The 23,677-nt window shown below is 61.1% G+C and carries 21 protein-coding genes; 5 read left to right on the top strand and 16 right to left on the bottom strand.

Annotated elements, in window-relative coordinates:
* The first annotated feature begins 22 nt into the window (after nt 1-22).
* Both purT and ACMQ11_RS04230 read left to right on the top strand, forming a co-directional pair.
* Nucleotides 23-1,198, top strand: a complete 1,176-nt coding sequence (gene purT / locus ACMQ11_RS04235) for a formate-dependent phosphoribosylglycinamide formyltransferase (protein WP_418991466.1) — start codon at nt 23-25, stop codon at nt 1,196-1,198.
* A gap of 11 nt (nt 1,199-1,209) precedes the next feature.
* Entirely contained in the window at nt 1,210-1,650 is a 441-nt protein-coding gene (locus ACMQ11_RS04230) for a peptidylprolyl isomerase (protein WP_418991465.1), read from the top strand.
* Between the two features lie 256 nt (nt 1,651-1,906).
* Here the strand turns inward: ACMQ11_RS04230 and ACMQ11_RS04225 are convergent, their stop codons facing one another.
* From ACMQ11_RS04225 to ACMQ11_RS04185, 9 genes are all read right to left on the bottom strand, one after another.
* Nucleotides 1,907-3,094, bottom strand: a complete 1,188-nt coding sequence (locus ACMQ11_RS04225; protein WP_418991463.1) for a pyridoxal phosphate-dependent aminotransferase — start codon at nt 3,092-3,094, stop codon at nt 1,907-1,909.
* A gap of 79 nt (nt 3,095-3,173) precedes the next feature.
* Nucleotides 3,174-4,838: a putative transporter gene (locus ACMQ11_RS04220; RefSeq protein WP_418991462.1), complete on the bottom strand. Its 1,665-nt coding sequence runs from the start codon at nt 4,836-4,838 to the stop codon at nt 3,174-3,176.
* An 84-nt stretch (nt 4,839-4,922) separates the two neighbouring features.
* Nucleotides 4,923-5,621: an LrgB family protein gene (locus tag ACMQ11_RS04215; protein WP_418991461.1), complete on the bottom strand. Its 699-nt coding sequence runs from the start codon at nt 5,619-5,621 to the stop codon at nt 4,923-4,925.
* Nucleotides 5,614-5,985 carry a CidA/LrgA family protein gene (locus ACMQ11_RS04210; protein WP_418991460.1) on the bottom strand — a complete coding sequence of 124 codons (372 nt, stop codon included), beginning with the start codon at nt 5,983-5,985 and terminating at the stop codon, nt 5,614-5,616. The genes ACMQ11_RS04215 and ACMQ11_RS04210 overlap by 8 nt, the downstream gene beginning before the upstream one ends.
* 56 nt (nt 5,986-6,041) lie before the next feature.
* Nucleotides 6,042-6,209 (bottom strand): hypothetical protein, encoded by a 168-nt coding sequence (locus ACMQ11_RS04205; protein ID WP_418991459.1) that lies wholly within the window; start codon nt 6,207-6,209, stop codon nt 6,042-6,044.
* Entirely contained in the window at nt 6,200-8,671 is a 2,472-nt protein-coding gene (gene feoB, locus ACMQ11_RS04200) for a ferrous iron transport protein B (protein ID WP_418991458.1), read from the bottom strand. Before feoB ends, ACMQ11_RS04205 begins: the two co-directional genes overlap by 10 nt.
* 244 nt (nt 8,672-8,915) lie before the next feature.
* Nucleotides 8,916-10,280, bottom strand: a complete 1,365-nt coding sequence (locus ACMQ11_RS04195) for an efflux transporter outer membrane subunit (RefSeq protein WP_418991457.1) — start codon at nt 10,278-10,280, stop codon at nt 8,916-8,918.
* Nucleotides 10,277-13,411, bottom strand: coding sequence for an efflux RND transporter permease subunit (locus ACMQ11_RS04190; RefSeq protein ID WP_418991456.1), 3,135 nt, complete (start codon nt 13,409-13,411; stop codon nt 10,277-10,279). The genes ACMQ11_RS04195 and ACMQ11_RS04190 overlap by 4 nt, the downstream gene beginning before the upstream one ends.
* A 4-nt stretch (nt 13,412-13,415) precedes the next feature.
* The gene (locus tag ACMQ11_RS04185; protein ID WP_418991455.1) at nt 13,416-14,525 is read right to left on the bottom strand and encodes an efflux RND transporter periplasmic adaptor subunit; all 1,110 of its coding nucleotides are present in this window, start codon (nt 14,523-14,525) and stop codon (nt 13,416-13,418) included.
* Between the two features lie 173 nt (nt 14,526-14,698).
* Here ACMQ11_RS04185 and ACMQ11_RS04180 point away from each other — a divergent pair, with 173 nt between their 5' ends.
* Nucleotides 14,699-14,872 carry a histone H1 gene (locus tag ACMQ11_RS04180; RefSeq protein ID WP_418991454.1) on the top strand — a complete coding sequence of 58 codons (174 nt, stop codon included), beginning with the start codon at nt 14,699-14,701 and terminating at the stop codon, nt 14,870-14,872.
* Between the two features lie 53 nt (nt 14,873-14,925).
* Here ACMQ11_RS04180 and ACMQ11_RS04175 read toward each other — a convergent pair whose 3' ends face one another.
* The 4 genes from ACMQ11_RS04175 to ACMQ11_RS04160 all read right to left on the bottom strand — a co-directional run bounded on the left by ACMQ11_RS04175 (nt 14,926) and on the right by ACMQ11_RS04160 (nt 18,890).
* Nucleotides 14,926-16,638 carry a lipid A phosphoethanolamine transferase gene (locus ACMQ11_RS04175; RefSeq protein WP_418991453.1) on the bottom strand — a complete coding sequence of 571 codons (1,713 nt, stop codon included), beginning with the start codon at nt 16,636-16,638 and terminating at the stop codon, nt 14,926-14,928.
* A gap of 4 nt (nt 16,639-16,642) precedes the next feature.
* Nucleotides 16,643-17,851, bottom strand: a complete 1,209-nt coding sequence (locus tag ACMQ11_RS04170) for a BamA/TamA family outer membrane protein (protein ID WP_418991452.1) — start codon at nt 17,849-17,851, stop codon at nt 16,643-16,645.
* Between the two features lie 5 nt (nt 17,852-17,856).
* Nucleotides 17,857-18,375, bottom strand: coding sequence for a hypothetical protein (locus ACMQ11_RS04165; RefSeq protein ID WP_418991451.1), 519 nt, complete (start codon nt 18,373-18,375; stop codon nt 17,857-17,859).
* A 101-nt stretch (nt 18,376-18,476) separates the two neighbouring features.
* Complete coding sequence (locus ACMQ11_RS04160; RefSeq protein ID WP_418991450.1) at nt 18,477-18,890, bottom strand: DoxX family protein; 414 nt, start codon at nt 18,888-18,890, stop codon at nt 18,477-18,479.
* A 47-nt stretch (nt 18,891-18,937) separates the two neighbouring features.
* Between ACMQ11_RS04160 and ACMQ11_RS04155 the strand changes: the two genes are divergently transcribed.
* Nucleotides 18,938-19,414 carry a low molecular weight protein-tyrosine-phosphatase gene (locus tag ACMQ11_RS04155; protein ID WP_418991449.1) on the top strand — a complete coding sequence of 159 codons (477 nt, stop codon included), beginning with the start codon at nt 18,938-18,940 and terminating at the stop codon, nt 19,412-19,414.
* 59 nt (nt 19,415-19,473) lie between these two features.
* Here the strand turns inward: ACMQ11_RS04155 and ACMQ11_RS04150 are convergent, their stop codons facing one another.
* From ACMQ11_RS04150 to ACMQ11_RS04140, 3 genes are all read right to left on the bottom strand, one after another.
* Nucleotides 19,474-20,352, bottom strand: coding sequence for a PorV/PorQ family protein (locus tag ACMQ11_RS04150; protein ID WP_418991448.1), 879 nt, complete (start codon nt 20,350-20,352; stop codon nt 19,474-19,476).
* Nucleotides 20,353-20,405: 53 nt separating this feature from the next.
* The gene (locus ACMQ11_RS04145) at nt 20,406-20,558 is read right to left on the bottom strand and encodes a hypothetical protein (protein ID WP_418991447.1); all 153 of its coding nucleotides are present in this window, start codon (nt 20,556-20,558) and stop codon (nt 20,406-20,408) included.
* A gap of 63 nt (nt 20,559-20,621) precedes the next feature.
* Nucleotides 20,622-20,861 carry a ubiquitin-like protein gene (locus tag ACMQ11_RS04140; RefSeq protein ID WP_418991487.1) on the bottom strand — a complete coding sequence of 80 codons (240 nt, stop codon included), beginning with the start codon at nt 20,859-20,861 and terminating at the stop codon, nt 20,622-20,624.
* Nucleotides 20,862-20,980: 119 nt separating this feature from the next.
* On the opposite strand from ACMQ11_RS04140, the gene ACMQ11_RS04135 reads away from it, so the two are divergent.
* Nucleotides 20,981-23,674, top strand: a complete 2,694-nt coding sequence (locus tag ACMQ11_RS04135) for a carboxypeptidase-like regulatory domain-containing protein (RefSeq protein ID WP_418991446.1) — start codon at nt 20,981-20,983, stop codon at nt 23,672-23,674.
* Nucleotides 23,675-23,677 lie beyond the last annotated feature (3 nt).

Here is a 23,677-nt window from a genome sequence, read left to right as displayed (position 1 = left end):
GCCCCATCAAAATCCGATTCATATGACCCGAAAGATCATGCTGCTCGGCTCGGGGGAGTTGGGCAAGGAGTTCGTCATCGCGGCCCAAAGGCTGGGGCAGACCGTCGTCGCCTGCGATTCGTATGCGGGTGCACCCGCGATGCAGGTGGCCGATGCCGCCGAGGTGTTCGACATGCTCGACGGCGACGCCCTCGCGGCCGCTGTAGCCAAATACCGTCCCGACCTGATCGTCCCCGAGATCGAAGCCATCCGCACCGAGCGGCTCTACGAATTCGAGCGGCAGGGCGTGCAGGTGGTCCCGAGCGCACGGGCCGTCAATTTCACGATGAACCGCAAGGCCATCCGCGACCTGGCGGCCGTCGAACTGGGGCTGAAGACGGCGCGGTATTTCTATGCCACATCGCTCGACGAACTGAAAGAGGCCGCCCGGAAGATCGGCTTCCCGTGCGTGGTCAAGCCGCTCATGTCCTCCTCGGGCAAGGGCCAGTCGCTGGTCAAATCGGCCGAAGGGCTGGACGAAGCCTGGCGCTATGGCTGCGAGGGCTCGCGCGGCGACATCCGCGAGTTGATCGTCGAGGAGTTCGTCCCGTTCGACAGCGAGATCACGCTGCTCACCGTCACGCAGAAGAACGGCCCGACGCTCTTCTGCCCGCCCATCGGCCACGTGCAAAAGAGCGGCGACTACCGCGAGAGTTTCCAGTCGCCCCCGATCGCCCCGGAACACCTGGCCGAAGCGCAGCGCATGGCGGCCGCCGTCACCGAAGCGCTTACGGGCGCGGGATTGTGGGGCGTGGAGTTCTTCCTGAGCCACGAAAAAGGGGTCTATTTTTCGGAACTCTCGCCCCGGCCACACGATACGGGCATGGTCACGCTGGCCGGAACGCAGAATCTCAACGAGTTCGAACTGCATCTGCGGGCCGTGCTCGGTTTGCCCATTCCCGAGATCACTTTCGAGCGGCTGGGCGCCAGCGCCGTGATCCTCTCGCCCGTGGCGACGCCGGCGGCTCCTGTTTACGAGGGGTTGGAACGCGCCCTGGCCGCCGACCCGCGCATCGACATCCGCATCTTCGGCAAACCCTCGGCACGCCTGAACCGACGCATGGGCGTCGCGGTGGGGTATGCCCCCCTGGACAGCGACCTCGATGGCCTGCGCGACCGGGTAAAGACTGCGGCCGACCAAGTGAAAATTCACGAATAACAGCTAATCCCATGAAGCAATTTGCCATTATCTCGACCGAGAAAGGCGACCTGAAAGCCGAACTCTACACCGACGCGACACCGGGTACGGTGGCGAATTTCGTCGAACTTGCGAATCACAATTTCTACGACGGACTGACTTTCCACCGCGTCATTCCCGATTTCGTCATCCAGGGCGGCTGCCCCAAGGGCGACGGCACGGGCGGTCCGGGCTACCGCATCAAGTGCGAGACCTCGGCTCCGCGCCAGTACCACGACCGGGGCGTGCTCTCGATGGCCCATGCGGGCAAGGATACGGGCGGTTCGCAGTTCTTCATCTGCCACAACCGGGAGAATACGCAGCACCTCGACGGCCGCCACACCTGCTTCGGCCGGGTCGTGGAGGGGATCGACGTGATCGACGCCATCCGCCCCGGCGACCTCATCCTCTCGATCCGCATCGTCGAGGAGTAACACAGCGGTCCGAAAAAGCTGTCATTCCGAACGCAAGCGAGGAATCTTCCGCATATTCGGGAGATTTTTCATCGCAGAAAGCCAGCTCGGAAAACAGGAATACACGTCCGGGGATGCTCCCCTGGGGTCGGACGACAGGTCTTGGGGCGAACCGAAAAATCCTCGAACGGCCCCGTGGCTTCCTTGCTGCGATGCTTTAAACGAACCGGCCCGGAACAAAGCGTTCCGGGCCGGTTCGTTCTACTATTCGCGGAAATTACCTGCCGAACTTGGCGACCACGTTTTCCGTCGCCTTTCGGAGCAGCTCCTCGGGGCAGCAGAGCGTGATGCGGATATAGCGGTTGCCCTCCGAACCGAAGATGCCGCCCGGGGTGAGGAACACGTCGCACCGCTCCATCACCTCGTCCGAAAAAGCGAAGCTGTCGCCGGCATACTCCTCGGGCAGCTCGGCCCAGACGAACAGGCCGGCCTGGTGCTCGCGGTAGCGGCATCCGAGGGCGTCGAGCAGGGCATAGGCCTGTTTCTCGCGGCCGTAATAGATGTCGTTCAGTTCGCGGAACCACTCTTCACCCAGCGCAAGGGCCGTATCGGCCGCCGCCTGGATGGGGTAGAACATGCCCGAGTCCATGTTCGACTTGAACGTCAGGATCGCATCGATCCACTCCTTTTTACCTACCACCACGCCGACGCGCCAGCCGGCCATCGAATGACCCTTGGAGAGCGAATTCATCTCCAAAGCCACCTCGCGGGCGCCCTCGGCCTCCAGGATCGAGATCGGCGCCGCCGCGTTGCGGATGAAACTGTACGGGTTGTCGTGGACGATCAGGATGTTGTGCCGGGCGCCGAAATCGACGATTTGCTGGAACAATTCCAGCGAGGGGGTCTGCCCCGTAGGCATGTTGGGGTAGTTGACCAGCATCATCTTCACGCCGTCGAGCCCGGCCCGTTCGATCGCCTCGAAATCGGGATAGAAATTCGTAGCTTTGTTCAGGGCATAGGGCACCATCTGGCCGCCAGCGAGCCGCACGGCAGCCGAATAGGTCGGGTAACCCGGGTTGGGCACCAGCACGCGGTCGCCCGCGTTGAGAAAGGTCATGCAGATGTGCATGATACCCTCTTTCGAGCCGATCAGCGGCAGCACCTCCGCATTGTAGTCCAGTTCCGTGCGGTACCATTTGCGGTACCAGTCGGCAAAAGCCTTGCGCAGAATGGGTTCGCCCTTGTAGGACATGTATTTGTGTACGTCGGGGCGCTGTGCTTCTTTGGCCAGACGGTCGATGACCGACCGGTGGGGCGGCAGGTCGGGGCTTCCCATGGCCAGTTTGACGATCTGGCGACCCGTGGCCGCCTCGATTTCGCCGATTTCGCGCAGACGGCGTGAAAAATAGTACTCTCCGATGCCGTCCAGCCGGTGCGAACGGGCGATGTTGACTGCTTTTGCCATAGTATGCGATTTGTTTGGATTTGCTCTGGAGACAAAGATAGTGAAAAAAATTAAAAAGGGCCGCCGAAGCAGCCCTCGTTTACAATGCGAAAAGGATAAATATCTGTGCGGTCAATACGCGCAGGAACATGACCACGGGGTAGACCGTCGAGTAACCCACGGCCGGCATGTCGTTGCCCGCCGTGGCGGCGGCATAGGCCAGGGCCGGGGGATCGGTCGTCGAGCCGGCGATGAGTCCCATTAGCGTGTAGTAGTTCATTTTCAGCCACAACCGGGCTATCAGCGAAACGATCACCAGAGGTACGACGGTGATGATGACACCGTATCCGATCCAGCGGTAACCGCCGTTTACGATGGCTTCGAAGAATCCGTCCCCCGCACCGATGCCCACGGCCGCGAGGAACAGCGCGATGCCCACCTCGCGCAACATGAGATTGGCGCTCATGGTGGTGTAGGTTACCAGGTGGAAATGGGTGCCGAAGCGGCCGATCAGAATGGCCACGATCAACGGTCCGCCAGCCAGTCCCAGCTTGACGGGCTGCGGGACGTTCAGCAGCGGGATCGAGCCCAGGAGCACGCCCAGCGCGATTCCCACGAAGATCGTAATCAGATTGGGGTGGTCCAGCTTCTTGAGCGAGTTGCCCAGGAGGTCGGCCACCTGCGCCACGGCCTTTTCGGGACCGACGACCATCACCCGGTCGCCGACCTGCAATTCGAGCCCCTGATAGGGGATCAGGTCCATGCCCGCGCGGTTGACGCGCGTGATGGTGATGCCGTACTTGGTGCGAAGCCGGAGGTCCGAGAATTTCTTGCCGTTGAGTGCGGGTTTGGTAATCAGGATGCGGCGCGAAATAAGTTCGGCATTGGGTGTGTTGTTGTTCCAGTCCGTGTCGGTCATCTCCACGCGGCGGCCGAAGAAGGCTACGATGGCCTCGGTGTCCTCCTCCCGGCAGATCACCCACAACCGGTCGCCCGTGCGGATTACCGTATCGGCATCGGCCATGGCGATCGTCCCGTCGGGGTGCATCACGCGCGAGATGACGAACTGGCGGTTTACCAGGTCGCGCATGTTCTCCACCGTGCGGCCGTCGAGCATCCGGTTGGTGAACTCCACGGAGACCTTGTCGGCGAATTTCTGCTCGCGGGCCAGCGCCGCGAGCCCCTCATCCTCCTGCTCGAACCTGACACGCAGGGCGTAGCGGATGAAGATCATCGTCAGGATGATGCCCACCACGCCCAGCGGATAGGCCACGGCATAACCCAGGGCGATCGTGGGGTCGTTCAGGCCCGACGCATCGGCGTAGGCCTGCTGCGCGGCGCCCAGACCCGGGGTGTTTGTCACGGCACCCGAGAGGATGCCCACCATCGTCGGAATGGGCGTGCCGGTCGCAACGTGCAGCACCCAGGCCGTCGCCACGCCTAACAGCACGATGGCGGCGGCGCAGCCGACGAGCGTCACCCCGCCGTGCTTGAACGAGGCGAAGAAGCCCGGCCCCACCTGCAATCCGATCGAGAAGACGAAGAGGATCAGCCCGAACTCCTTGACGAAATGCAGCACCTCGCCCTCCACCTGCATCCCGAAATGGCTCAGCGCGATCCCCACGAAGAGAATCCATGTGATGCCGAGCGAGACGCCGCCGAGGCGGATCTTACCCAGCGCGATGCCCAGGGTGATGACCACGGCGAACGTCAGCACGGCATGGGCGATGCCCTGACCGAAAACGAGCGTGTGCAACCATTCCATACTAAAAATGATTTATTCGGGCGCAAAATTAGCGATTCCCCGAGGATTTAAAAAACTTTCGCCGCACTTTCTTCTTCCGCCCGGTCAGTAGAGGCAGCGCTCCATGAGCGGCATGACCAGGGCCGTCGCCAACCCCATCAGCGCCATGGCCAGGCCGCTCAGCGCCCCCTCGGCGGCTCCGATCTCGATGGCGCGCGCCGTGCCGATGCCGTGGGCGGCGGCACCGAGGGCGAAACCCCGCGCATGCGGGTCCCGCACGCCGCTGCGGCGCAGGAACCAATCGCCGATGATGCTGCCGAAGATTCCGACGCAAAAAACCACCACCGACGTAACCGACACGTTGCCGCCCAGCGACCCCGAGACCGATACGGCGATGGGCACCGTCACCGATTTGGGCGCCAGCGAGACGAGTATTTCGCGTTCGGCACCGAACGCCCGGGCGATGTATACCACGCTCAGCACACCCGCGATGCACCCGGCCAGCGTCGCCACGGCTACCGGGAGGAGGCTTCCGCGCAGCCGCTCCAGCTGTTCGTAAAGCAGGTAGCCCAGCGCCACCACCGACAGGCCCAGTCCGAAATCGAGCACCCCGGCCGCCTCGCGGTAGCGGTCGTAGGGGATGTCCGTCAGTTGCAGAAAGACGATCACGGCCCCGAACGTCAGCAGCACCGGGTGGAGCAGCGCCAGCCGCGTGCGGCGGTAGATCGCCCCGCCCAGGCAGTAGAGCCCCACGGTAAGGGTCAGCAGAAAAAGGTCCGAACTTAGAAATGACGTGTCAATCATGGCGGCGGAGATGCTGGATGCGTTTGAACCGGCTGCGGCGGTCGAGGCTCTGGAACGTGCGCCCCGTTATGAGCAGCACGACGAGCGTGGAGAGGATGCCCGACACGACGATGGCCCAGAGGTTGTCCGCTATGACGTGGTAAGAGTCCATCAGCCCGACGCCGTAGGGAACGAAGAAGAGGGCCATTGCTCCCAGCAGGAACCGCGCCGCGGGCCGCACGGTCTCGGGGCGCACCCATCCGAGGCACAGGGACGCGAACAGGAGAACCATGCCGATGATATTGCCCGAGACATAACCCCCGGTCAGTGCGCTCAGGGCATTGCCCGCGAGCCAGAAAAGCAGGATGAAGAACAGTCCGGTCATGGCGGCCCAAAGGTACGAAACAATTCCGCACGACGGCGCTTCGTACGGAATAATTTTCACTTTCTCTCCTTGCGGCGCAGCGGACACCCCGTGCTGCCGCACGCGGCGCATCCGCCCCGGCCGCGTCCCCGGAAAAGGCACCGCACGCGCCGGAAGATCAGCACGGCCACCGCCGCGCCGATAAGCCATACCGTATAATCCTGCCAGCCCATACTTACAGCCATGTTACTAACCGGTAACAAGCCCAGGCGGCCGCCCAGGCCAGCAATGTGTCGTAAACGACAGCCGCCACGGCCCATCGCCACCCGGCTTCGGAAGCGATGGCCGCCACGGTGGCGATGCAGGGAAAATAGAGCAGGATGAAGACCAGAAACGCCAGCGCCGAAGCGGTCGTAAAGTCGCCGCTCGCCAAGAGCCGCCGCGAGAGGGTGGCCGTCTCGTCGGATGCGTCGGCCACGTAAATTTCGGTCGGGCCCTCCGCGCCGCCGATGATTTCGGCCTCACGGGCCCCGGCGTCCGCGGCAGGCGGCGCTGCGTCTTCGGTGTAGAGCACGCCCAGCGTCGAGACCACGATCTCCTTGGCCGGTACGCCCGAAAGCAGCGCCACGCCCGCTTTCCAGTCGAGTCCCAGGGGGCTGAATACCGGTTCGCAGGCCTTGCCCACGCGCCCCAGGTAGGAGTTTTCGTAGTGCGACACGTTGCGGCCCTCCGTCTGCTCCGTGCGGGGGTAATAACTCAGAAACCAGACGACGACCGAGGCCACGAGGATCATGCCGCCCATCTTCCGCAGGTATTGCGCACACTTGTCCCACATGTGCGACAGCGTGGTTTTCCAGGTCGGCAGCCGGTAGGGCGGCAGCTCCATGACGAACGGCGTCTCGTCCACCGGGAACAGGAACCGCCGCATCAGCCTTGCCGTTACTACCGCCAGCACCACCCCGAGCACATAGAGCCCGATCATCACCAGCCCGGCGTTCGCCGAGAAGAACGTCCCGGCCAGCAGCAGGTAGATCGGAATGCGGGCGCTGCACGACATGAACGGCGTGATGAGGATGGTTATCAGCCGGCTGCTGCGGCTCTCGATGGTCCGGCACGCCATGATCGCCGGCACGTTGCAGCCGAAACCCATCACCAGCGGGATGAACGACTTGCCGTGCAGGCCGATCCGGTGCATCACGCGGTCCATGATGAACGCCGCGCGGGCCAGGTAGCCCGAATCCTCCATGAACGAGATGAAGAGGTAGAGAATCATGATGTTGGGCAGGAAGACGATCACCGCCCCCACGCCGCCGATCACCCCGTCCGTCAAAAGGTCGCGCAGCGGCCCTGCGGGGAGCAGCGCCTCGACGCCCGCGCCGATCCAGCCCACCAGCGTGTCGATCCACTCCTGCGGATAGGCGCCCAAGCGGAACGTACACCAGAACATGAGCCACATGAGGAAGAAGAAGATCGGAAATCCCCACAGCTTGTGCGTCACGAACGTGTCGATCAGCGCCGTCGCGGAAGCCTCAGCGTGTTTCCCGGCGGTGAATGTCTCCTTGAGCGCCCCCGAGATGAATCCGTATTTCTGGTTGGCCAGCGCCGTCTCGACATCCTCGCCCAGCGCTTCGGCGATCCGCCGGGCTTCGCGGTCGCGGATTTCGATCCAGTGTCCGAAGCGCTCGCAGCCGCGCAGCAGCTCCTCGATCTGGCGGTCGCCCTCGAGCAGCTTCAGGGCGTAATAGCGGGGCGGAAAGGCTTTGGGCAGGCAGTCGCGGTAGGCATTTATGTCGTCGTTGAGCCGCCGCAGCCCCTCTTCGATGACGGGACCCTGGTTGATATGGATGTGCCGCACGCGTTCGTCCTGGTTCTCGTACACGGCGATCACCGTGTCGAGCAGTGCTTCGATCCCGCGGTTGTTGCGCGCTTCGACGGGCACCATCGGCACGCCCAGCATCCGGCCCAGGTTCTCGTAGTCGAGCCTTGCGCCGCTGGCCGTCAACTCGTCGAACATGTTGAGCGCCACGACCATGCGGGGGTTTATGTCGATCAGTTCGGTGGTGAGGTAGAGGTTGCGCTCCAGATTCGAGGCTACCACCGAATTGACGATCACGTCGGGCGTTCGTTCGGCGATGTGTGCGCGCACATAGCGTTCTTCGGGCGTATAGGCCGACAAGGCGTAGGTGCCCGGCAGGTCGGTTATTTCGAAACGGTAGCCGCGGTAGTCGAGGTGTCCGGCCTTGGCCCCGACGGTCACGCCGCTGTAATTGCCCACGTGTTCGTGTCCGCCCGAGATGGCATTGAAAAGCGAGGTTTTGCCGCTGTTGGGGTTGCCCACCAGCGCCACCGAGATCGTGCGGCTCTGGTCCGTCACCACCTCGTCGAGCGTAGCGCAACAGCTCCTGCCAGGTAGTTCGCAGTCGGGATGAGGATGGAAAGGGGGATGAACGCAATGGGGCCCGGCCAGCAATTCGCGGGCCTCGCTGTCCGAGAGTACGACGACCATGTCGGCTTCGGTGCGTCGCAGCGAGATGTCGTATCCCATGATTCGGTATTCGATGGGGTCTTTCAGCGGCGCGTTGAGCACCACCTCGACCCGCTGTCCGCGGACGAATCCCATCTCCATGATGCGGCGGCGGAATCCGCCGTGGCCCGTTAGCTTGAGGATCGTGGCCGACTCCCCGGTCTTGAGTTCCGATAGACGCATTGTGACACTTTTTGCGTCCAAAGGTACGATTTTCGGGCGATATGCGCAATCCCCAAAAGTAGGTAGAGGTTCGGGCAATTCAAAATTCACAATTCAAAATTCACAATTTTGTAATAGCGGAGAAAATAACTAACAGTCATTCTCAATCCTCAGGCAAAGTCGAGAAAGCACAAAAAATGATACTGAAAAGTATCACACCGGAATTTCCCGCCTTGCCTAATTATGAATTGTGAATTGTGAATTGTCACCACCCTCCGCCCAGGGCCTTGCAGAGATTCACGTAGTTGATGTACTGCTGGGCCACCAGATTGACCAGCTCCATCTGCGACTGGTAGAGGTTGCGCTCGGCGTCGATCACGTCCAGGTAGTCCGACATGCCGCTGCGGTAGAGGGCCTGCGTCATGGTGGCGATCCGGTCGTTGGCCATCACCAGCTCGCTGTACCGCTCGGCCTGCCGGCGGTAGGTCGTGATGGCCACCAGAGCCGTCTCGACGTCGGAAAAGGCCGTCAGCACGGTCTGCTCGTAGGTGAGCGCCGCCTGGTTGTAACGCTCCACGGCCGCCTGCTCCGCACGCCGGAGCTTGCCGAACGCGAAGATCGGCTGCGTGAGCGAACCGACGGCATCCCATGCCCAGGGGTTTGCCGCGGTTAAACCTTTGATCGAATTGGATGCGATTCCCCCTTTGGCCGTCAATGCAATGGATGGAAACCGCGCGCTCCGGGCGGCTCCCGCCTGCGCGGCTGCCTGCTGCACGTTCCAGTAGGCCTGCATCACGTCGGGCCGCCTTTTGAGCAGTTCGGAGGGGAGCCCTACGGGTATCCGGGCCGGGTGGTAGTCGGTCAGCAGCCTGAGCCCCGAGTCCACCGGGGTCCCGCGCCTGGGATTCTCACCCAGCAGCAGGTTGAGCGAGAGCGACGCCTGCTCCACGGCCCGTTTGTACTGCGGAATGTCGGCCTGGGCGGTGTAGACCAGGCTGCGGGCCTGCTCCAGCGCCACGCCGTCCGACATGCCGTAGCGGAACATGGAGTCGATCAGCGCCGCCGATTCCTGCCTGAGCGAACAGCTGCGGCGGGCGATCATCAGGTCGCGTTCGTACTCCAAAAGCGTGAAATAGGTCGTGGCGACCTCGGCGGCCAGCGACAGCTGCACGCCCCGCCAGGCCCACTCCGTAGACATGAAGGCGGCCCTTGCGGCCCGGTTCGCCTGCCGGAGCGCGCCGAACAAGGGCACCTCCCACGAGAGCGTCGGTTCGAGGCCGTAGGTCTGCACGATCTTCGTCTGCGGCGTATATTCGCCCTCGGCTTCCACGCCGATGCCCGCCTGCGGCAGGTAGTTCGCACGCGCCACGGCGAGGTTGGCCCGTGCCTCCTGGATCCGCGAGGCGGCTGCTGCCAGGTCGCGGTTGTTCTCCAGGGCCCGTTCGACCAGCCGGTTGAGCGTCGTATCGCCGAACAACTCCCACCATCTCAGCCCCAGCGAGGTCGTGTCCTCGGAAAACCCGTCGGCATAGGCCCACCGCGCGGGCGTCTCCACGGTCGGCGGATAGAGCCGCGGGGTGCAGGCCGCCAGGATGAATGCGACGGTCAGGATATGGATGATGCGTCTCATGGCTGTTGCTGTTGTTTGTTTGCCCGGTGGCGTTCGAAGCGACCGATGCGTCCGACGAAATAGTAGAGAGCGGGGTAGACGAAGATTCCCAGCAGCGTGGCGAAGAGCATGCCGCCCACGAGCGCCACGCCCATGATGTTGCGGGCCGTGGCGTAGACCCCGCTGGCGAAGACCAGCGGCAGCACACCCAGGATGAATGCGAATGCCGTCATGATGATGGGCCGCACGCGCAGTTTGGCCGCGCCGATGGCCGCCTCCATCAGCGTGGCGCCCTTTTCGCGAAAGAGCCGGTCGGCGTATTCGACCACCAGAATGGCGTTCTTGGCCGCCAGCCCGATCAGCATGACCAGCGAAATCTGCATGTAAATGTCATTCACGTACAACGTATTCATCAGGTGCATCCCGCCTATGAAGAGCACCGCTCCGAGCACGGCCACCGGCACGCTCATCAGGATCGAGAGCGGCAGTCCCCACGATTCGTACAGGGCCGCCAGCGCCAGGAAGACGAAGACCAGCGCCAGCAGGTAGACCAGCCCGCCGGTCTTCGAGGCGTTGGCCTCCTGGTAGGAGGTGCCGCTCCAGGCGATGCCGATGTCCTGGGGCAGTACCTCCGAGGCCGTGCGGGTGATCTCCTGCATGACCGTCGAGGTCGAAGAGCGCGCGTCGGGGGTGATCGTCAGCGAAATCGAACGGTAGAGGTTGAACTGCGAGACGTACTCGACGCCCACCGTGTCCACCACCTCGACCAGCGAGGCCACGGGCACGCTCTCGCCCGAGGACGAGGTGACGTAGTAGCTGTCGAGCGAACGGCGGTCGATGCGGTACTCGGGCGCCGCCTGCAAATAGGTCTGGTAGAGCTTGCCGAAGCGGGTGAAGTTGTTGATGTACTGGCCGCCCAGGAGGGTGGTCAGCTCGGCATAAAGCACTCCTAAGTCCACGCCTGCGGCGAGCGCCTGTCCCTTGTCGATCCTCAGCCGCCGCTGGGGTACGCCGTCGTTGAACTGCGTGGTCACCGATGCGATCGAGGGCAGCTTTCGGAGCGAGTCGATCAGCCGGTCGGTCTGCTCCGCAAGGTAGGCCGTGCCGCGCCCTTCGAGGTCCTGCACCTCGACCGAGACGCCCGAAGAGATGCCCAGCCCCGGAATCGAGGGCGGAATGAAGGCGTAGCACTCGCCGCCCGGCACGGCGACGTAGAGCTCTCCGGTGAGTCGCTGGGCGATCTGCATGGCCGAGAGCTTGCGGTCGGCGTAGCCCACCAGCTTGACGAAGATGATGCCGCTGTCGGTCGAGGCGATGCCCGCCATCATGTTGAAACCCGCGGCGAACGAGGTCGATTCGACCTCGGGCAGGGTGCGGATCACGGCGTCGGCCTGCTGCATGACGGCCTGGGTCACCTGCAACGACGAGGCTTCGGGGGTAGAGACCATTACCATGACGTAGCCCTGGTCCTCCTCGGGCAGGAATCCGGCAGGCAGGCTGCGCCAGACCAGGAAGATGGCCACCAGCACCACGGCGATGAACACGCCCGTGCGGGCGACATGGCGGATGAGCGTCGGGGTGAAGGAGGAATATCGCTCCATCTGCCGGCCGAACCAGCGGTTGAAGGCTGCGAAAAAGCCCTTTTTCGGCGGTTCGCGGCGGCGTAGCAAGAGAGCGCACAGCGCGGGCGAAAGGGTCAGGGCGTTGAATGCCGAGATGACGACCGACACGGCAATGGTGATCGAAAACTGCTGGAACAGGCGGCCCGTGATGCCGCCCGTGAACGATACGGGAATAAAGACCGCCAGCAGCACCACGGTCGTGGCCACGATCGGCGACGCCACGTTTCGCATGGCTTCGAGCGCCGCCTGGCGGGGATTCATGCCCGCGGCGATGTTGACCTGCGCGGCCTCGACCACTACGATGGCGTCGTCCACCACCAGACCGATGGCCAGCACCAGCCCCAGCAGCGAGATGATGTTGATCGTGAATCCCAGCAAGGGGAAGAGCATGAACGCACCCACCAGCGAGACGGGGATGGCTACCAGCGGAATGACCGTGGCGCGCCAGTCCTGGATGAAGAGGTAGATGATGAAGATCACCAGCGCAAGAGCGATGAGCAGCGTGCGGAAGATGTCCTTCACGCCCGCTTCGATGCTGACCGTATTGTCCACGATGGTCGTGGCCGTGATGCCGTCAGGGAAGCGTTTTTCGATCCGCTGCATGGCCTCTTTTACGGCCCGCCCCACCTGCATGGCGTTGCTGCCCGGCTGCTGGTAGACGACCAGGAGCGCCGTGGGTTTGCCCTCGTAGAGCGACGTAACGCCGTAGCTCTGGCTTCCGAGCGACACGTCGGCCACGTCCCGGAGCCGAATCTGCTCGCCCGTGGAGGTGGTGCGGATCACGATGTCGCCGAACTGCTCGGCCGTGTTGATCTGCGGGGGCATGGTTACGGTGTAGGTGTAGACCGTACCGTCGGGGGCGGGTTCCGCGCCGAACTGTCCGGCGGGGTAGATGCCGCCCTGATTCTCGATGGCCGCGGTAATTTCAGAGACCTCGATGCCGTAGTATTTGAGGATGTCGGGCTTGAGCCATACGCGCATGGCGTACTCTCCGGCACCCATGATCGAAACCTTGCCTACGCCGTCGATCTTCAGCAGCTCGTTCTGCATGTTGATGTAGGCGTAGTTGGAGAGAAATTCGTTGTCGTAGCGGCCGTCGCTGTGGAGTGAGTAGACCAAAAGAAACCCGGTCATGGTCTTGCGGGTGGTGACGCCCTGGCGGGTCACGGTGGCGGGCAGCAGCGGGGTGGCCGTGGCGACGTTGTTCTGCGTGAAGATGGCGTCCAGGTCGGGGTCGGAGCCGATGTCGAACGTCACCTGGATGACCATCGAACCGTCGTTGGCCGAGGTGGCCTGCATGTAGAGCATGTCGCTCACCCCCATGATGCTCTGGGCCACGGGCGTGGCTACGGCATTGTTGACCGTCTCGGCGTCGGCGCCGTCGTACGAGGCCGAGACCTCGACTACCGGCGGGGTGATGTCGGGATACTGCTCGATGGGCAGCCGGAGGATCGAGATGGCGCCGATAAGGACGATGACGATGGCCAGCGAGATGGCGAAGATGGGGCGCGAAACGAAGAATTTTTCCATCTTTTCATCGTTTTTCGATAGTGACCCGGGCGCCGTCGCGCAGTTTCTGCTGCCCCTCGACCACGACCCGTTCGCCGGCCGCCAGTCCGCTGTCGATGCACCACAGCGAGCCGTACGTGTCGCCCGGCACCACCCGGCGGTAGCGGACCGTGCTGTCGGGTTCGACCACCCACACCGAACTGAGGTTCTGAGTCTGGCTCACGCTCTGCTGCGGCACGACCACGCGCGCCCGCACGGGCCCCACGTTGGCTTCGACGCGGGCGAACTGCCCGGGCTTGAGCGACTGGTCGGGATTGGGAAACATGGCCACCACCACGAGCGTTCCGGTCGAGGAGGAGACGTCCTTGCGCGTGTAGTCGTAGAGCCCCTCCAGCGGGTACTGCGTGCCGTCTGCCAGCGTCAGGCGGATGTCCGAGAGCAGCCCGGCATTGTCGAAGATCGACTCGCGGGGCCCGGAGACACGCAGGTATTCGGCCATCGGGATGGCCAGATCGACGGTCAGCGTGTCGATGTTCGACACGGTGGTCAGCACGCTGAACTGCGTGCCCGGACCGATGTAGTCGCCCACGTGTGCCGCGGTGTGTTCGATGATGCCGTCGATCGGTGAGACGATCTTGGTGTAGCCCACATTGAGCTGCGAGCTGCGCAGCGTCTGCTCGGCCGAACGCACGGTGGCCTCGGCGGCCTTGTACTGGGCCGTGTACTGGTCCAACTGCGCCTGGCTGATGGCGTTGATGCGCGCCAGCGGCACGGCGCGGTCGTAGTTGTTCCTGGCCTCGATGGCCTGGGCGCGCGCCGACTGGAGCGCCGCCTCGGCGGCGAGCATCGAGGTCGAGAACTGCGCCGGGTCGATGGTGAAGAGCACCTGCCCCGCCTTGACGGGCATGCCGTTGCTGTACTCCTTGGATTTGAGGTAGCCGTTCACGCGCGGCTGGATCACGGCGTCGAAATTGCTCGCCAGGTAGCCGATGAAGCGCATGCGGTTGGGCACGCTGTCCAGAACGGCCTCGGCGACCACCACCCGCACGGGCGGCATTTGGGGCTTGGCGGTATGTTTTGCGCAGCCCGCGAGCGCTGAGACGACCAGGCAGGTTGCGGTGAAAAATCTGTTCATGGCGGTACGATTTACCCTTTCGGAGGACAAAAAACGTACCGCATCCGGGGTCACAGCGCCCTGAAAGGGGGATTTTCCGCAAAAAAATAGTGATTTTTGTGCTCCCCGGCGAACATGTTTCGATAAATTTTATATCTTTGCGTTGATAACAAACCCCTTTAAATAAAAAACGTATGAAAGATTTGGTAGCAAAGATCAATGCAGAGTTCGAAGTATTCGCAGCGAATGCGGCAGCTCAGGTAGAGAAAGGCAACAAGGCCGCAGGTACGCGCGCCCGCAAGTCCGCTCTCGAAATTTCGAAGCTGATGAAAGAGTTTCGCAAGGTTTCCGTCGACGCTGCGAAATAATCCGTCTCGATTTCGATCGATCATAAAGGCCGCCCCTTTCGGGACGGCCTTTGTTATTGCAGTCGGATTCCGTGCCGCTCGAAAATCGCCATGTCCTGCGGAGCGAGACCCGTTTTGCAGTAGGGCACCGCTTCGTTGTGGTCGTTCAGGTAGCGGCGGGGATAGGTGCGGTCGTACTCCGCATTGACCAGCGATACCGAGCGGTCCAGGCAGCGGCCCTCGATCGAAGCCATGTCGGCCATCGTCTGAAACAGCGCGCGGGTCGTGGCCGGAGCCGTCCGGTTGGCTTCGGCGGCCGCGGCCTTTTCGGGGAAGTGGTCCCGGTAGCGTTCCGAGAACCACGCCAGCGAGGCCACCCACAGCTGGTAGGCCGTCGTAGTGGGCGAGGCGTGCAGGAAGCGCTCGCGGTCGTCGTCCATCAGGTCCTCGCCGTGGTCGGAGCAGTAGAGCAGGGCCGACGAAGTGTCCTCGAGCGAGCGCAGATAGGCGATGGTTTGCGCGAGGAAATGGTCCGTGTAACAGATCGAGTTGTCGTAGGCGTTCAGGATCATCTCGCGGTGCTGCCGGGCGATGGCCACGTCCGCATCGGGCGTGAAGCGCGCGAACCGGCGGGGATAGCGCTGGTGGTAGCTGAAATGCGACCCATAGCAGTGGAGCACGAAGAGCATCTTTTGGGACGTGCTGCGCTCCACGGCGCGGCGCATCTCGTCCAAGAGCTGCATGTCGTGGCGCGGCGAGCGGATGTAGATCATGTACCGGGCGTCGTTGGCCAGGTTGTCGATCATGGCGCCCTGCGGCGACTGGTTGGAGATGAACCAGGTTTCGAATCCGGCCTCGTTGAAGAGCGCCGGAAGCCCCTTGCGGCGGTAGAGCTCCTCGTGCTGGTGGGTATCGACCGACGAGAGGATCAGCGGTACGCTCTTGTGGGTGGTGTTGCTCTGGGTCAGCATGTCGCCGAAGACCACCAGGTCGTCGACGGCTGCGAGTTCGGGGTTGGTCTTGCGGCCGTACCCGTACAGCTGCCAGTTCATCGCCCGGGCGGCCTCACCTATAATATAGACATAGATTTCGCGCCCGGGCGCCTGGGCCGTGCGCCGGGCCTCGTAGGTGAACCCGGCCGAGGTCTTGCGGAAATTGTGGGTCTTGCGGAACTCCGAGGCGCTCAGCCCGACGTTGTAGAGTACGTTGATCGGGAATATCTCGTCGCGCAGCACGTGCCGCTCCTCGCTCACGCGGTAGGCGGGCCAGAGGGTCAAGAGGCCGATGGCGAAGAGGGCGGCACCCGTCAGACCGATATTGAGCCGTGCCGTGCGCGAAATGTAGCGCTTGTGTCCGATCTCGCGTGCCGCCAGCCACAGCAGCGGGAGGTACATGACGCATACCAGCACCACCGACGGATAGATATTGCCCAGCAGTTCGCCCGCCTCGCCCGGATTGGTCGTCAGGAGGTTGGTGAACATGTCGGTGGCGATGATCGAGTTGCCGAAAAGGTAGAGCAGCACGATCTGAAAGGCGCACAGGAAGATGAACGGGAAAGCCAGCCAGATCATCACGCCCGAGCGGCGCAGCGCCACGCTCCACATCATGTAGAAGCCCAGCGGCAGGAGGATCAGCGCCTCGATCGTCCAGGTCGTATAGGGTTCCGTATTGGCCAGCACGCAGTTGGGGATAATCAGCGCCACGAAAAAGTAGACGCACAGGAGCGTGGTGAACCGGCTGCGCGTTTTGACCGTGCGGCGTCTCTTTCTGTTCAGGTCAGCATTCATGCCATCAAAATGCCTCGTTTATATTCAGCAGGAATCCGCTCGTTTTGCGACCGAATCCGTAATCCAATCTTACATTCACCCGTTTCTTCAGTTCCCAGCGGAACCCGACGCCGTAGTTGGGCAGCGTCTGGCTCCAGTCGAACCGTCCGAGGTCGGGAAAGACGTTGCCCGCCCCCGCCCACACCGTGCAGCCGATCCGCCGCCAGATGCGCTGGCGCAGTTCGACCTGCAAGGTCACCAGGTCGTTGTCCGTGTAGCGTCCCTGGTAATAGCCCCGCATGCGCTGGCTGCCGCCCATGCGGGAGAGCATGGGCCACGGCGTTCCGTCGGAGTTGAACTCGGCGAAGAAATCCGCGGCCACGACGCCGCCTTTCCATACCCCGTGGTAGTAATCCGCCGTCAGGGTGGTGCGCCACAGCGACCGGCCGCAGTTCCCCAGCGGTTTCGGGAAGAGCGTCTCCTGCACGCTCAGGTAGAGCCCCCGGTAGGGATTGGGGATGAAATCGCGCGAGTCGTATTCGAGGATGCCTCCGATTCCCGTGGCCGTGTAGCGGTGTTTCTGTCCGTCGAGGTAGCGTTCGCTCAGGGCGTCGAACTTTTTGCCCTCGGTGTGCTCGAAACTGAGCATGCCCCCGACATAGAGGTTGGGCAGCACCCGGTGCAGGTAGCGGCCCTTGACCTGGTAGTGCTTCTCGACATAGGAGCCTTTAGGGTTGTGGCGCCCGTTGTCGTAGCCGATGCCCCACATGTCGCGCGGAGCCGAGGAGAAAGCCAGCGTGTAGTCGACGCGGCGGGTGTTGCGCGAGAAGATCGTGTTGCCCGTAACTCCGAGCGCATAGAACCCCGATACCGAGACGCTGGCGAAGATCGAAATGTCCGACGGAGCCGTCACCGAATCGGTCCGGTCGATGCGGTAGAGCCCCGCTGCGAGCAGCCCGATGCCGAAGCTGGTGTTCTTCGAATAGCTCGGTCCCCCGGCGAACGTAAAGTCGATCTTCTTTTCGAACGTGCGGTCGACGGTCGACTTGTCGAAATAGTCCACGAAACGCCGGAAAATGTTTTTGCGGCGCTCGCGCAATACGGTGTCCTGCACCGCAAGCGGGGTGTAGGTGTAGCGCAGCGTATCGCCGTCGCGGACGTATGTTCTCTGCTGCGCCTTTGCGTCGGGAACGACTGCCAGCAGGAGGACGAGGGCGGCGGCTGCACGGATCATCCCGTCTATTTATACTGCTCGATCACCTCGTAGAACGCCTCCTTGTCCTCTGCCGAGAGGAGGCCTTTGCGCAGGAAGACCAGTTCGCCCTCTTTCGAGACGATCATCAGTACGAACTGGTTGTTGCAGTCGCCCAGCCCCCATGCCGTGCTCAGAATGCGATTCTGGTCGGCCAGCACCGTGGCGCCGTTCCTGGCCGTGCGCTTCTTGGCCATGTTGCGGGCCATGCCGTTGGGGACCATCGGCGCATCCTTGAGATTCATCACGCCGAATCCGTAGATGTTGTCGCCCTGGGCGCGGTGGTTCTCTTCGAGTTCGATGGTGAAATCTTCGTTCTGCTTGTGGCGGTCGGGGTCGACGTAGAATATCATCAGGTTCTTCTCGCCCCAGCAGGGCAGCTTGACGGGCTTGCCGTCCAGATCGAGCACCTCGATGTTGCTGACTTTGCGGGGCAGTTCCTGCGCCTCGGCGGCAGAAACGGTGAATGCGAAAGCGGCCAGCATCAGCATACATTTCATCTTCATGGCTGTTGTCTTTTAGTTGCAAATGAAAACAAATCGGCACAAAGGTACGCTTTTTCCCGCAATGTTGCAGGCCGGGAGCGCCCCAATGTTGTTCCGAACGTTCATTTTTTCTCTTTGGTCGCCGCTGCGAACCGGTCGAATGCGTATGTTCCGCCGCCCGAGATCACCAGAAAAACGTAGATTCCGAGCCACATGAACTCCGCCTCGCCGGCTCCGAACCGGTCCCAGACGAACATCAGGACCATGCCCAGCGCCAGGATAAGCGCCGACATGCGCACCCACAGTCCCATGATGAGGAGTACCGAAAAGAGCACCTCGGCCACCGAGACGATGACGAACACGGCGGCATTGCTCAAGAAAGGCAACGAGGGGTAGGTGTCGATGATTTCGTTGTAGGTCTGCATCTTGCCGATGTTGTGGAACAACAGGACGCCCCCGATGAACAACCGCATGTAGAGCACCGCCCAATCCAGGCAGCGGTACCGTTCCAGCCACGCTTCGATTTTGTTTTTCATACGGTGTCCGGCTGCAATTTGTATTCCAAATCACTATCTTTGCACGCATGAAAACGAGGATACTGTTCGTCTGTCTGGGCAACATCTGCCGCTCTCCGGCCGCCGAGGGCATCCTGCGCGCGATGGCTGCCCGCCGAGGCTTGTCCGAAAGGGTAGAGATCGACTCGGCAGGCACCTACGGAGGCCACGCGGGCGACCGGCCCGACGGGCGGATGCGGCGCGCCGCCGCGCTGCGCGGTTACGACTTGGCCCATCGCGCCCGGCAGATTCGGGAGGAGGATTTCGAACGTTTCGACCGGATCGTGGTCATGGACGACATGAATTACGAGGCGGTACACCGGCTGGCGCCCTCGCGCGAACTGGCCTGCAAAATCCACCGCTTCACGGAGTTCTGCCGCCGCCATGCGGAGTGCACCCATGTTCCCGACCCCTACTACGAGGGGCGCGAGGGATTCGAGCGGGTGCTCGATCTGCTCGAAGACGGCTGCGAGGGGATACTTGAATTCACAATGCTGAATTCATAATTCACAATCAGAGGGGGGGGGTGGCTCAGCTTCGACCGAACGGAGGAGTACGCCCGGCGCTAAAAGTCGAAGCCGAAACTGATGCTGTACGTGTTGTGCATCCAGGAGTTTCGGCTGGCGAACAGGTAGGCGAAATCGAGCCTCAGATGCAGGATGCGCACCCCGGCGCCGAGGCTCGCATAACTGGGGTAGTAGGCCTTGCGCTGGCCGTAGTGGTAGCCTGCGCGGAGCTGAAAGAGCTGCATCAGGTTGTATTCAGCCCCGACCGACAGCTGGAAGCCGCGCACCTCCCCGGGGGTGAAATAGTAGCCCAGGTCGGTGCCGACCGTGATTTCGTGTGCATCCGAAAGGAACGTATCCAGCGCCACGCCCGCCATCAGATCCATCGGCAGGGTGTAGTCCGACTTATTGAGATAGCCGCCCAGGTTGCTCAGCCGGGCCCCGGCGCGCAGCGTCGAGAAGCTGCCCAGCTTCTCCAGCGGCATGGACCACGATGCGCTCAGGTCCACCGCAAGGGCATTGGACGATTCATCGGGCCGTTTGAGGTGCGTGTAACGCCCCACGATACCCACGGCCCAACGGTTGCCGATCCGGCGCGCATAGCCCAGGTCCACTGCCATGTCGTTGTTTCCCCTTTCGCGCAGGTATTGCCGCCAGCCGATCTGTGCCAAGTTGATGTTGTCGAAACGGCAGAATCCCGAGACGGCATAGTAGTCGAAATCGTCCTGCCCGTAGTAGGACGAGGAGATTTGTGCGGGCGTGCGCGAGAAGATAGCCATCGACGCATTGTTGTAGATGGCGTGCGACCCCGAGAGGGTGGTCATCGCCACGCCGCCCATGGAGATCGTCTTGGCGTCGGGCGTCGGAAGCGTCGCCTCCTGCGAATGGGCGGTGTGTGCGCACACACTGGCGAAAAGTAACAGAGCAAATCGTTTCATGCCGGCAAAGATAGCAAAAAAGATGCAACGGTGCGCAGTCGGCTCGATGGGTTTTACGCACCGTGCATTCGAAGAGAAGCCTGCGCAAGCGCGACCAGGCGGGCGATATGGGCGCCGTCCACGAATGCGTGGTTGACGAAGAGCGAGAAAGGCATTTTCAGCCGCTCCCCGCGACTAATGGACCTGAAGATTCGGATGGACGGCATGGGGAGTCGTCTGCCGTGTGAAACCCCGGACCGTTAGCCTGGGGGTTCACTGTGTTGGGAATACTATCTCTTTACAAGTTTGATAGTCGAATATTGCATAATGTTATAATCACTCAATGTTCTACCGTCCTCCAATTGCATACCTGCAAAAATAAGTCTCTGGTTATCAGGAGGTATCGATATCTTGTCATAAATTTTTCGCTTTACATTTTCAATGGTGTCCGAACTTGCTACAGTCAATGAAATCTGTTTTCCGGATTCAAGCTTGATAGTAATCTGATAGTCATGAGGATATGCACGCACCCCAATTGAATATAACGGCTCTGTCGAAACCGCACAAATACACTGTTTGTTTGGCGCAAATTGTATAGAAATCACATCCAAATTATTATTTTTGTACGATAAGAATCGAATTCACGCTCATGAGATATATCTTGCTGTACTTTGCGATATTGCTGTGTGCCCTGCCGGCCGGAATATCCGCTCGTGGATACGAACCGGACCGGACGGGGAAGATTTTCGTGGCCGATCTGAACGGAAACGCCCTGCCAAATGCCCATGTGACCATTGCATGCGGACCCGACACATTGCGGGGAAGCACCCACAAACAGGCTGCCATAAACGGAGTGCGGGCTGTGTATGCTTGCAATCGGGTCTTTAGCGACTCCGTAACCCTGCGGGTTAGCTACGTCGGTTTCAAGCCGTTCGAAGACCGCTTTCCGGCTGAGGCGATCAACGGGGGTATCTGGATTTATATGGAGGAAGAGGAGCGGGAAATCGGGCAAATCATCATTGTCGGCAACCGGGCTGCGATGGTGATAAAGGGAGATACGACGATTTACAATGCCGATTCGTTCGGCACCATGACCGGAGATCGTTTCATGGAACTCGTCAGACAGCTTCCGGGCGTCGAGATCAGGAACAACAAAATATATGCGCAAGGCGAAGAGATCAAACGGGTCTATGTAGACGGGAAAAACCTCTTTGGCCTCAATGCGGGGTATGCCTTGACGGATCTCGAGGCGGCGGAGGTCCGGAACGTGAAAATTTATGACGAAGAAAACGCCCTGGCAAAAAGCGTCGGGGATCGAAACCCTCCCAAGGAGCGGGTAATGGATGTGATTACATACAGCAAACGAGATGTAATCCAGGGCGGAAAGGCCGGGGCGCTCCTGGGAGTGAGCACGGAGCGCGACTATTCCGACAAGCACGAAATCCGTCATAGCGAAGCGGCGACTTTGTACCGCAATACGGAAAAGGGCAATCTTCGTATGGAACTTGGCAACACCAAAGACGCCGGAGGCGGAGAGCAGGCGGCAAACGCCTCCAAAATAACTCCGTTTAAAGCGTTTAAAACCCGCTTGATGCAGGAATATCGTCGCGGCGACTCCACCTGGATCATGACATTCGCCCATTTCGAGCGCGGAAAAACGCGGATGACGGACGCTGTGACTACCGACTATTTTTCATCGCCGCAATATGCTTCGCGGACGGTCGAAGCACGGCAGGAGGATAACGACAGGTCGTGGGGTATCGCTGCGGGAAACCAAACCGTGCTGCGTCGGAAAAAGAGCATGCTGTCCGCCATGTTCAATTTCAAGTACGACGACCTCTGGCGGCAGGCTGTTGCAGCGACCGTGCAGCAACTGGACGACCGTGTCACCCGAACCAACCTCTCGAAAACCGACGACAACCGGAAATACGATCTGGACGCGACTCTGGTTTTCGACCATTACTTTTCAGCTAAAACATCATTGAATGCGCAGTTCGTTGCCGCTTACGGCAACACGCATGGTTCGGGATGGAATGTCGATACGCTCGCGTCGGACAAGGGACTGCGCGTATTGCTGGACAATGAATTGCGCGGCCCTAGGCTGAATGTGGTCGCCTCCTGCGAAGCGGGCCGGCAAACAGGCGACAGAACGCGCGTCAGTGCATGCTATGCGTTTCGTTACAACCGACTGGATTCGAAACGTACAGCCACCGATTTTCTCCATCTGGCTCAAGGGGTGCCGGATCCGGTAAACACCCATGATTTCACGGTCAATTCGCTGTGGCATACCCTGTCTGGAAAGTGGGCGTACAATCGGGACCATACGCGTCTTGAAGCGGTGATAGAAGGGTCGCTCTATGAGGTGAACCGGGCGGAACGTTTCCCGGCGTACGAGTCGGTATGCCGGCGTTTCATCCTGTTCAACCCCTCGCTCGCATTTTCGACCGGCAAACCGTCGGGCAGGCTGGATGCAAGGTTCGACTTGTCGAGTCAGGATTTGCAGCCCGAAATACTGGGAATGGCCCTGGATGCAAGCGACCCGCTCTTTCTCAAAGCCGGAAACCCCGGTCTGAAGCCGACGAATACCGCCCGTTTCGACGTGAGCTATACATCGACCAATGGCAAAAATGCGCGATCCGTTTCATTCGGCCTGACGGGTATTTACAACTTTAACTACATCGCCGTGAAACAAACGCTGTTCAAAGAGCAGACACGCCTCTCACGATACGACTATACGGCGCAGCAGGGCGCTCAGCTCGCCACGTTCGTCAACATCGACGGTCGCTACGAATTGAGGGCACGGATGAATTACGCGCAGCGCAGCGCGGCACTGAAATCCACGATACGCATCGGCGTGGAATACGGCTTCGAGAATACGCCCTATTTCCTGGCTGAGAGGCGCTACGAGTCCCGAAAACAGGCAATGAGCTTGAAAATAGGGTTCAATTCGGGTTTTTCATCCAAGGTCAGAATCGGGATCAGGAGCACCACCGATTTGGGAGTATATACGACGCAGAACGGAAAATCACGGTATGTGAAAGAGCTGTTGACCGGAAATTTCGACGCGTCGATCGGAGCCGGTTTCTTCACGGCTCTCTCCTGCGTTTACGAACTCTATCGCAACGACAAATCGTCCCTCTTCAAACAGGACGATCTGTTGGTCGATGCGGAGGCAGGATACAGGTTTGGAAAAAACAGGCGGTTTGCAATAGCGGCGGGTGCGGCTAACCTGTTCGATCAGGTCTCCTGGCTGAAAACGCTTTTCGCTGCCGATTACATCCGGACGTCCCGAATTTCCTACCTCGGACGGTACGGGTATCTGCGTATTCAGTTCGAATTTTAATTG

Origin of the sequence: Alistipes sp. (assembly GCF_048465575.1) — a bacterium.
Classification (GTDB): Bacteria; Bacteroidota; Bacteroidia; order Bacteroidales; family Rikenellaceae; genus Alistipes.
The sequence above is the reverse complement of the archived record's forward strand: the minus strand, read 5'-3'. Positions and strand labels throughout refer to the sequence as shown.

Coding starts and splice junctions, on each gene's coding strand:
- ACMQ11_RS04175 (WP_418991453.1), bottom strand. CDS start 16,638: ATGAATGCTGACCTGAACAGAAAGAGACGCCGCACGGTCAAAACGCGC.
- ACMQ11_RS04160 (WP_418991450.1), bottom strand. CDS start 18,890: ATGAAAAACAAAATCGAAGCGTGGCTGGAACGGTACCGCTGCCTGGAT.
- ACMQ11_RS04145 (WP_418991447.1), bottom strand. CDS start 20,558: ATGCCGTCCATCCGAATCTTCAGGTCCATTAGTCGCGGGGAGCGGCTG.
- purT (WP_418991466.1), top strand. CDS start 23: ATGACCCGAAAGATCATGCTGCTCGGCTCGGGGGAGTTGGGCAAGGAG.
- ACMQ11_RS04135 (WP_418991446.1), top strand. CDS start 20,981: ATGAGATATATCTTGCTGTACTTTGCGATATTGCTGTGTGCCCTGCCG.
- ACMQ11_RS04215 (WP_418991461.1), bottom strand. CDS start 5,621: ATGATTGACACGTCATTTCTAAGTTCGGACCTTTTTCTGCTGACCCTT.
- ACMQ11_RS04225 (WP_418991463.1), bottom strand. CDS start 3,094: ATGGCAAAAGCAGTCAACATCGCCCGTTCGCACCGGCTGGACGGCATC.
- ACMQ11_RS04190 (WP_418991456.1), bottom strand. CDS start 13,411: ATGGAAAAATTCTTCGTTTCGCGCCCCATCTTCGCCATCTCGCTGGCC.
- ACMQ11_RS04165 (WP_418991451.1), bottom strand. CDS start 18,375: ATGAAGATGAAATGTATGCTGATGCTGGCCGCTTTCGCATTCACCGTT.
- ACMQ11_RS04180 (WP_418991454.1), top strand. CDS start 14,699: ATGAAAGATTTGGTAGCAAAGATCAATGCAGAGTTCGAAGTATTCGCA.
- ACMQ11_RS04230 (WP_418991465.1), top strand. CDS start 1,210: ATGAAGCAATTTGCCATTATCTCGACCGAGAAAGGCGACCTGAAAGCC.
- ACMQ11_RS04210 (WP_418991460.1), bottom strand. CDS start 5,985: ATGACCGGACTGTTCTTCATCCTGCTTTTCTGGCTCGCGGGCAATGCC.
- ACMQ11_RS04220 (WP_418991462.1), bottom strand. CDS start 4,838: ATGGAATGGTTGCACACGCTCGTTTTCGGTCAGGGCATCGCCCATGCC.
- ACMQ11_RS04170 (WP_418991452.1), bottom strand. CDS start 17,851: ATGATCCGTGCAGCCGCCGCCCTCGTCCTCCTGCTGGCAGTCGTTCCC.
- ACMQ11_RS04195 (WP_418991457.1), bottom strand. CDS start 10,280: ATGAGACGCATCATCCATATCCTGACCGTCGCATTCATCCTGGCGGCC.
- ACMQ11_RS04205 (WP_418991459.1), bottom strand. CDS start 6,209: ATGGCTGTAAGTATGGGCTGGCAGGATTATACGGTATGGCTTATCGGC.
- ACMQ11_RS04155 (WP_418991449.1), top strand. CDS start 18,938: ATGAAAACGAGGATACTGTTCGTCTGTCTGGGCAACATCTGCCGCTCT.
- feoB (WP_418991458.1), bottom strand. CDS start 8,671: ATGCGTCTATCGGAACTCAAGACCGGGGAGTCGGCCACGATCCTCAAG.
- ACMQ11_RS04150 (WP_418991448.1), bottom strand. CDS start 20,352: ATGAAACGATTTGCTCTGTTACTTTTCGCCAGTGTGTGCGCACACACC.
- ACMQ11_RS04185 (WP_418991455.1), bottom strand. CDS start 14,525: ATGAACAGATTTTTCACCGCAACCTGCCTGGTCGTCTCAGCGCTCGCG.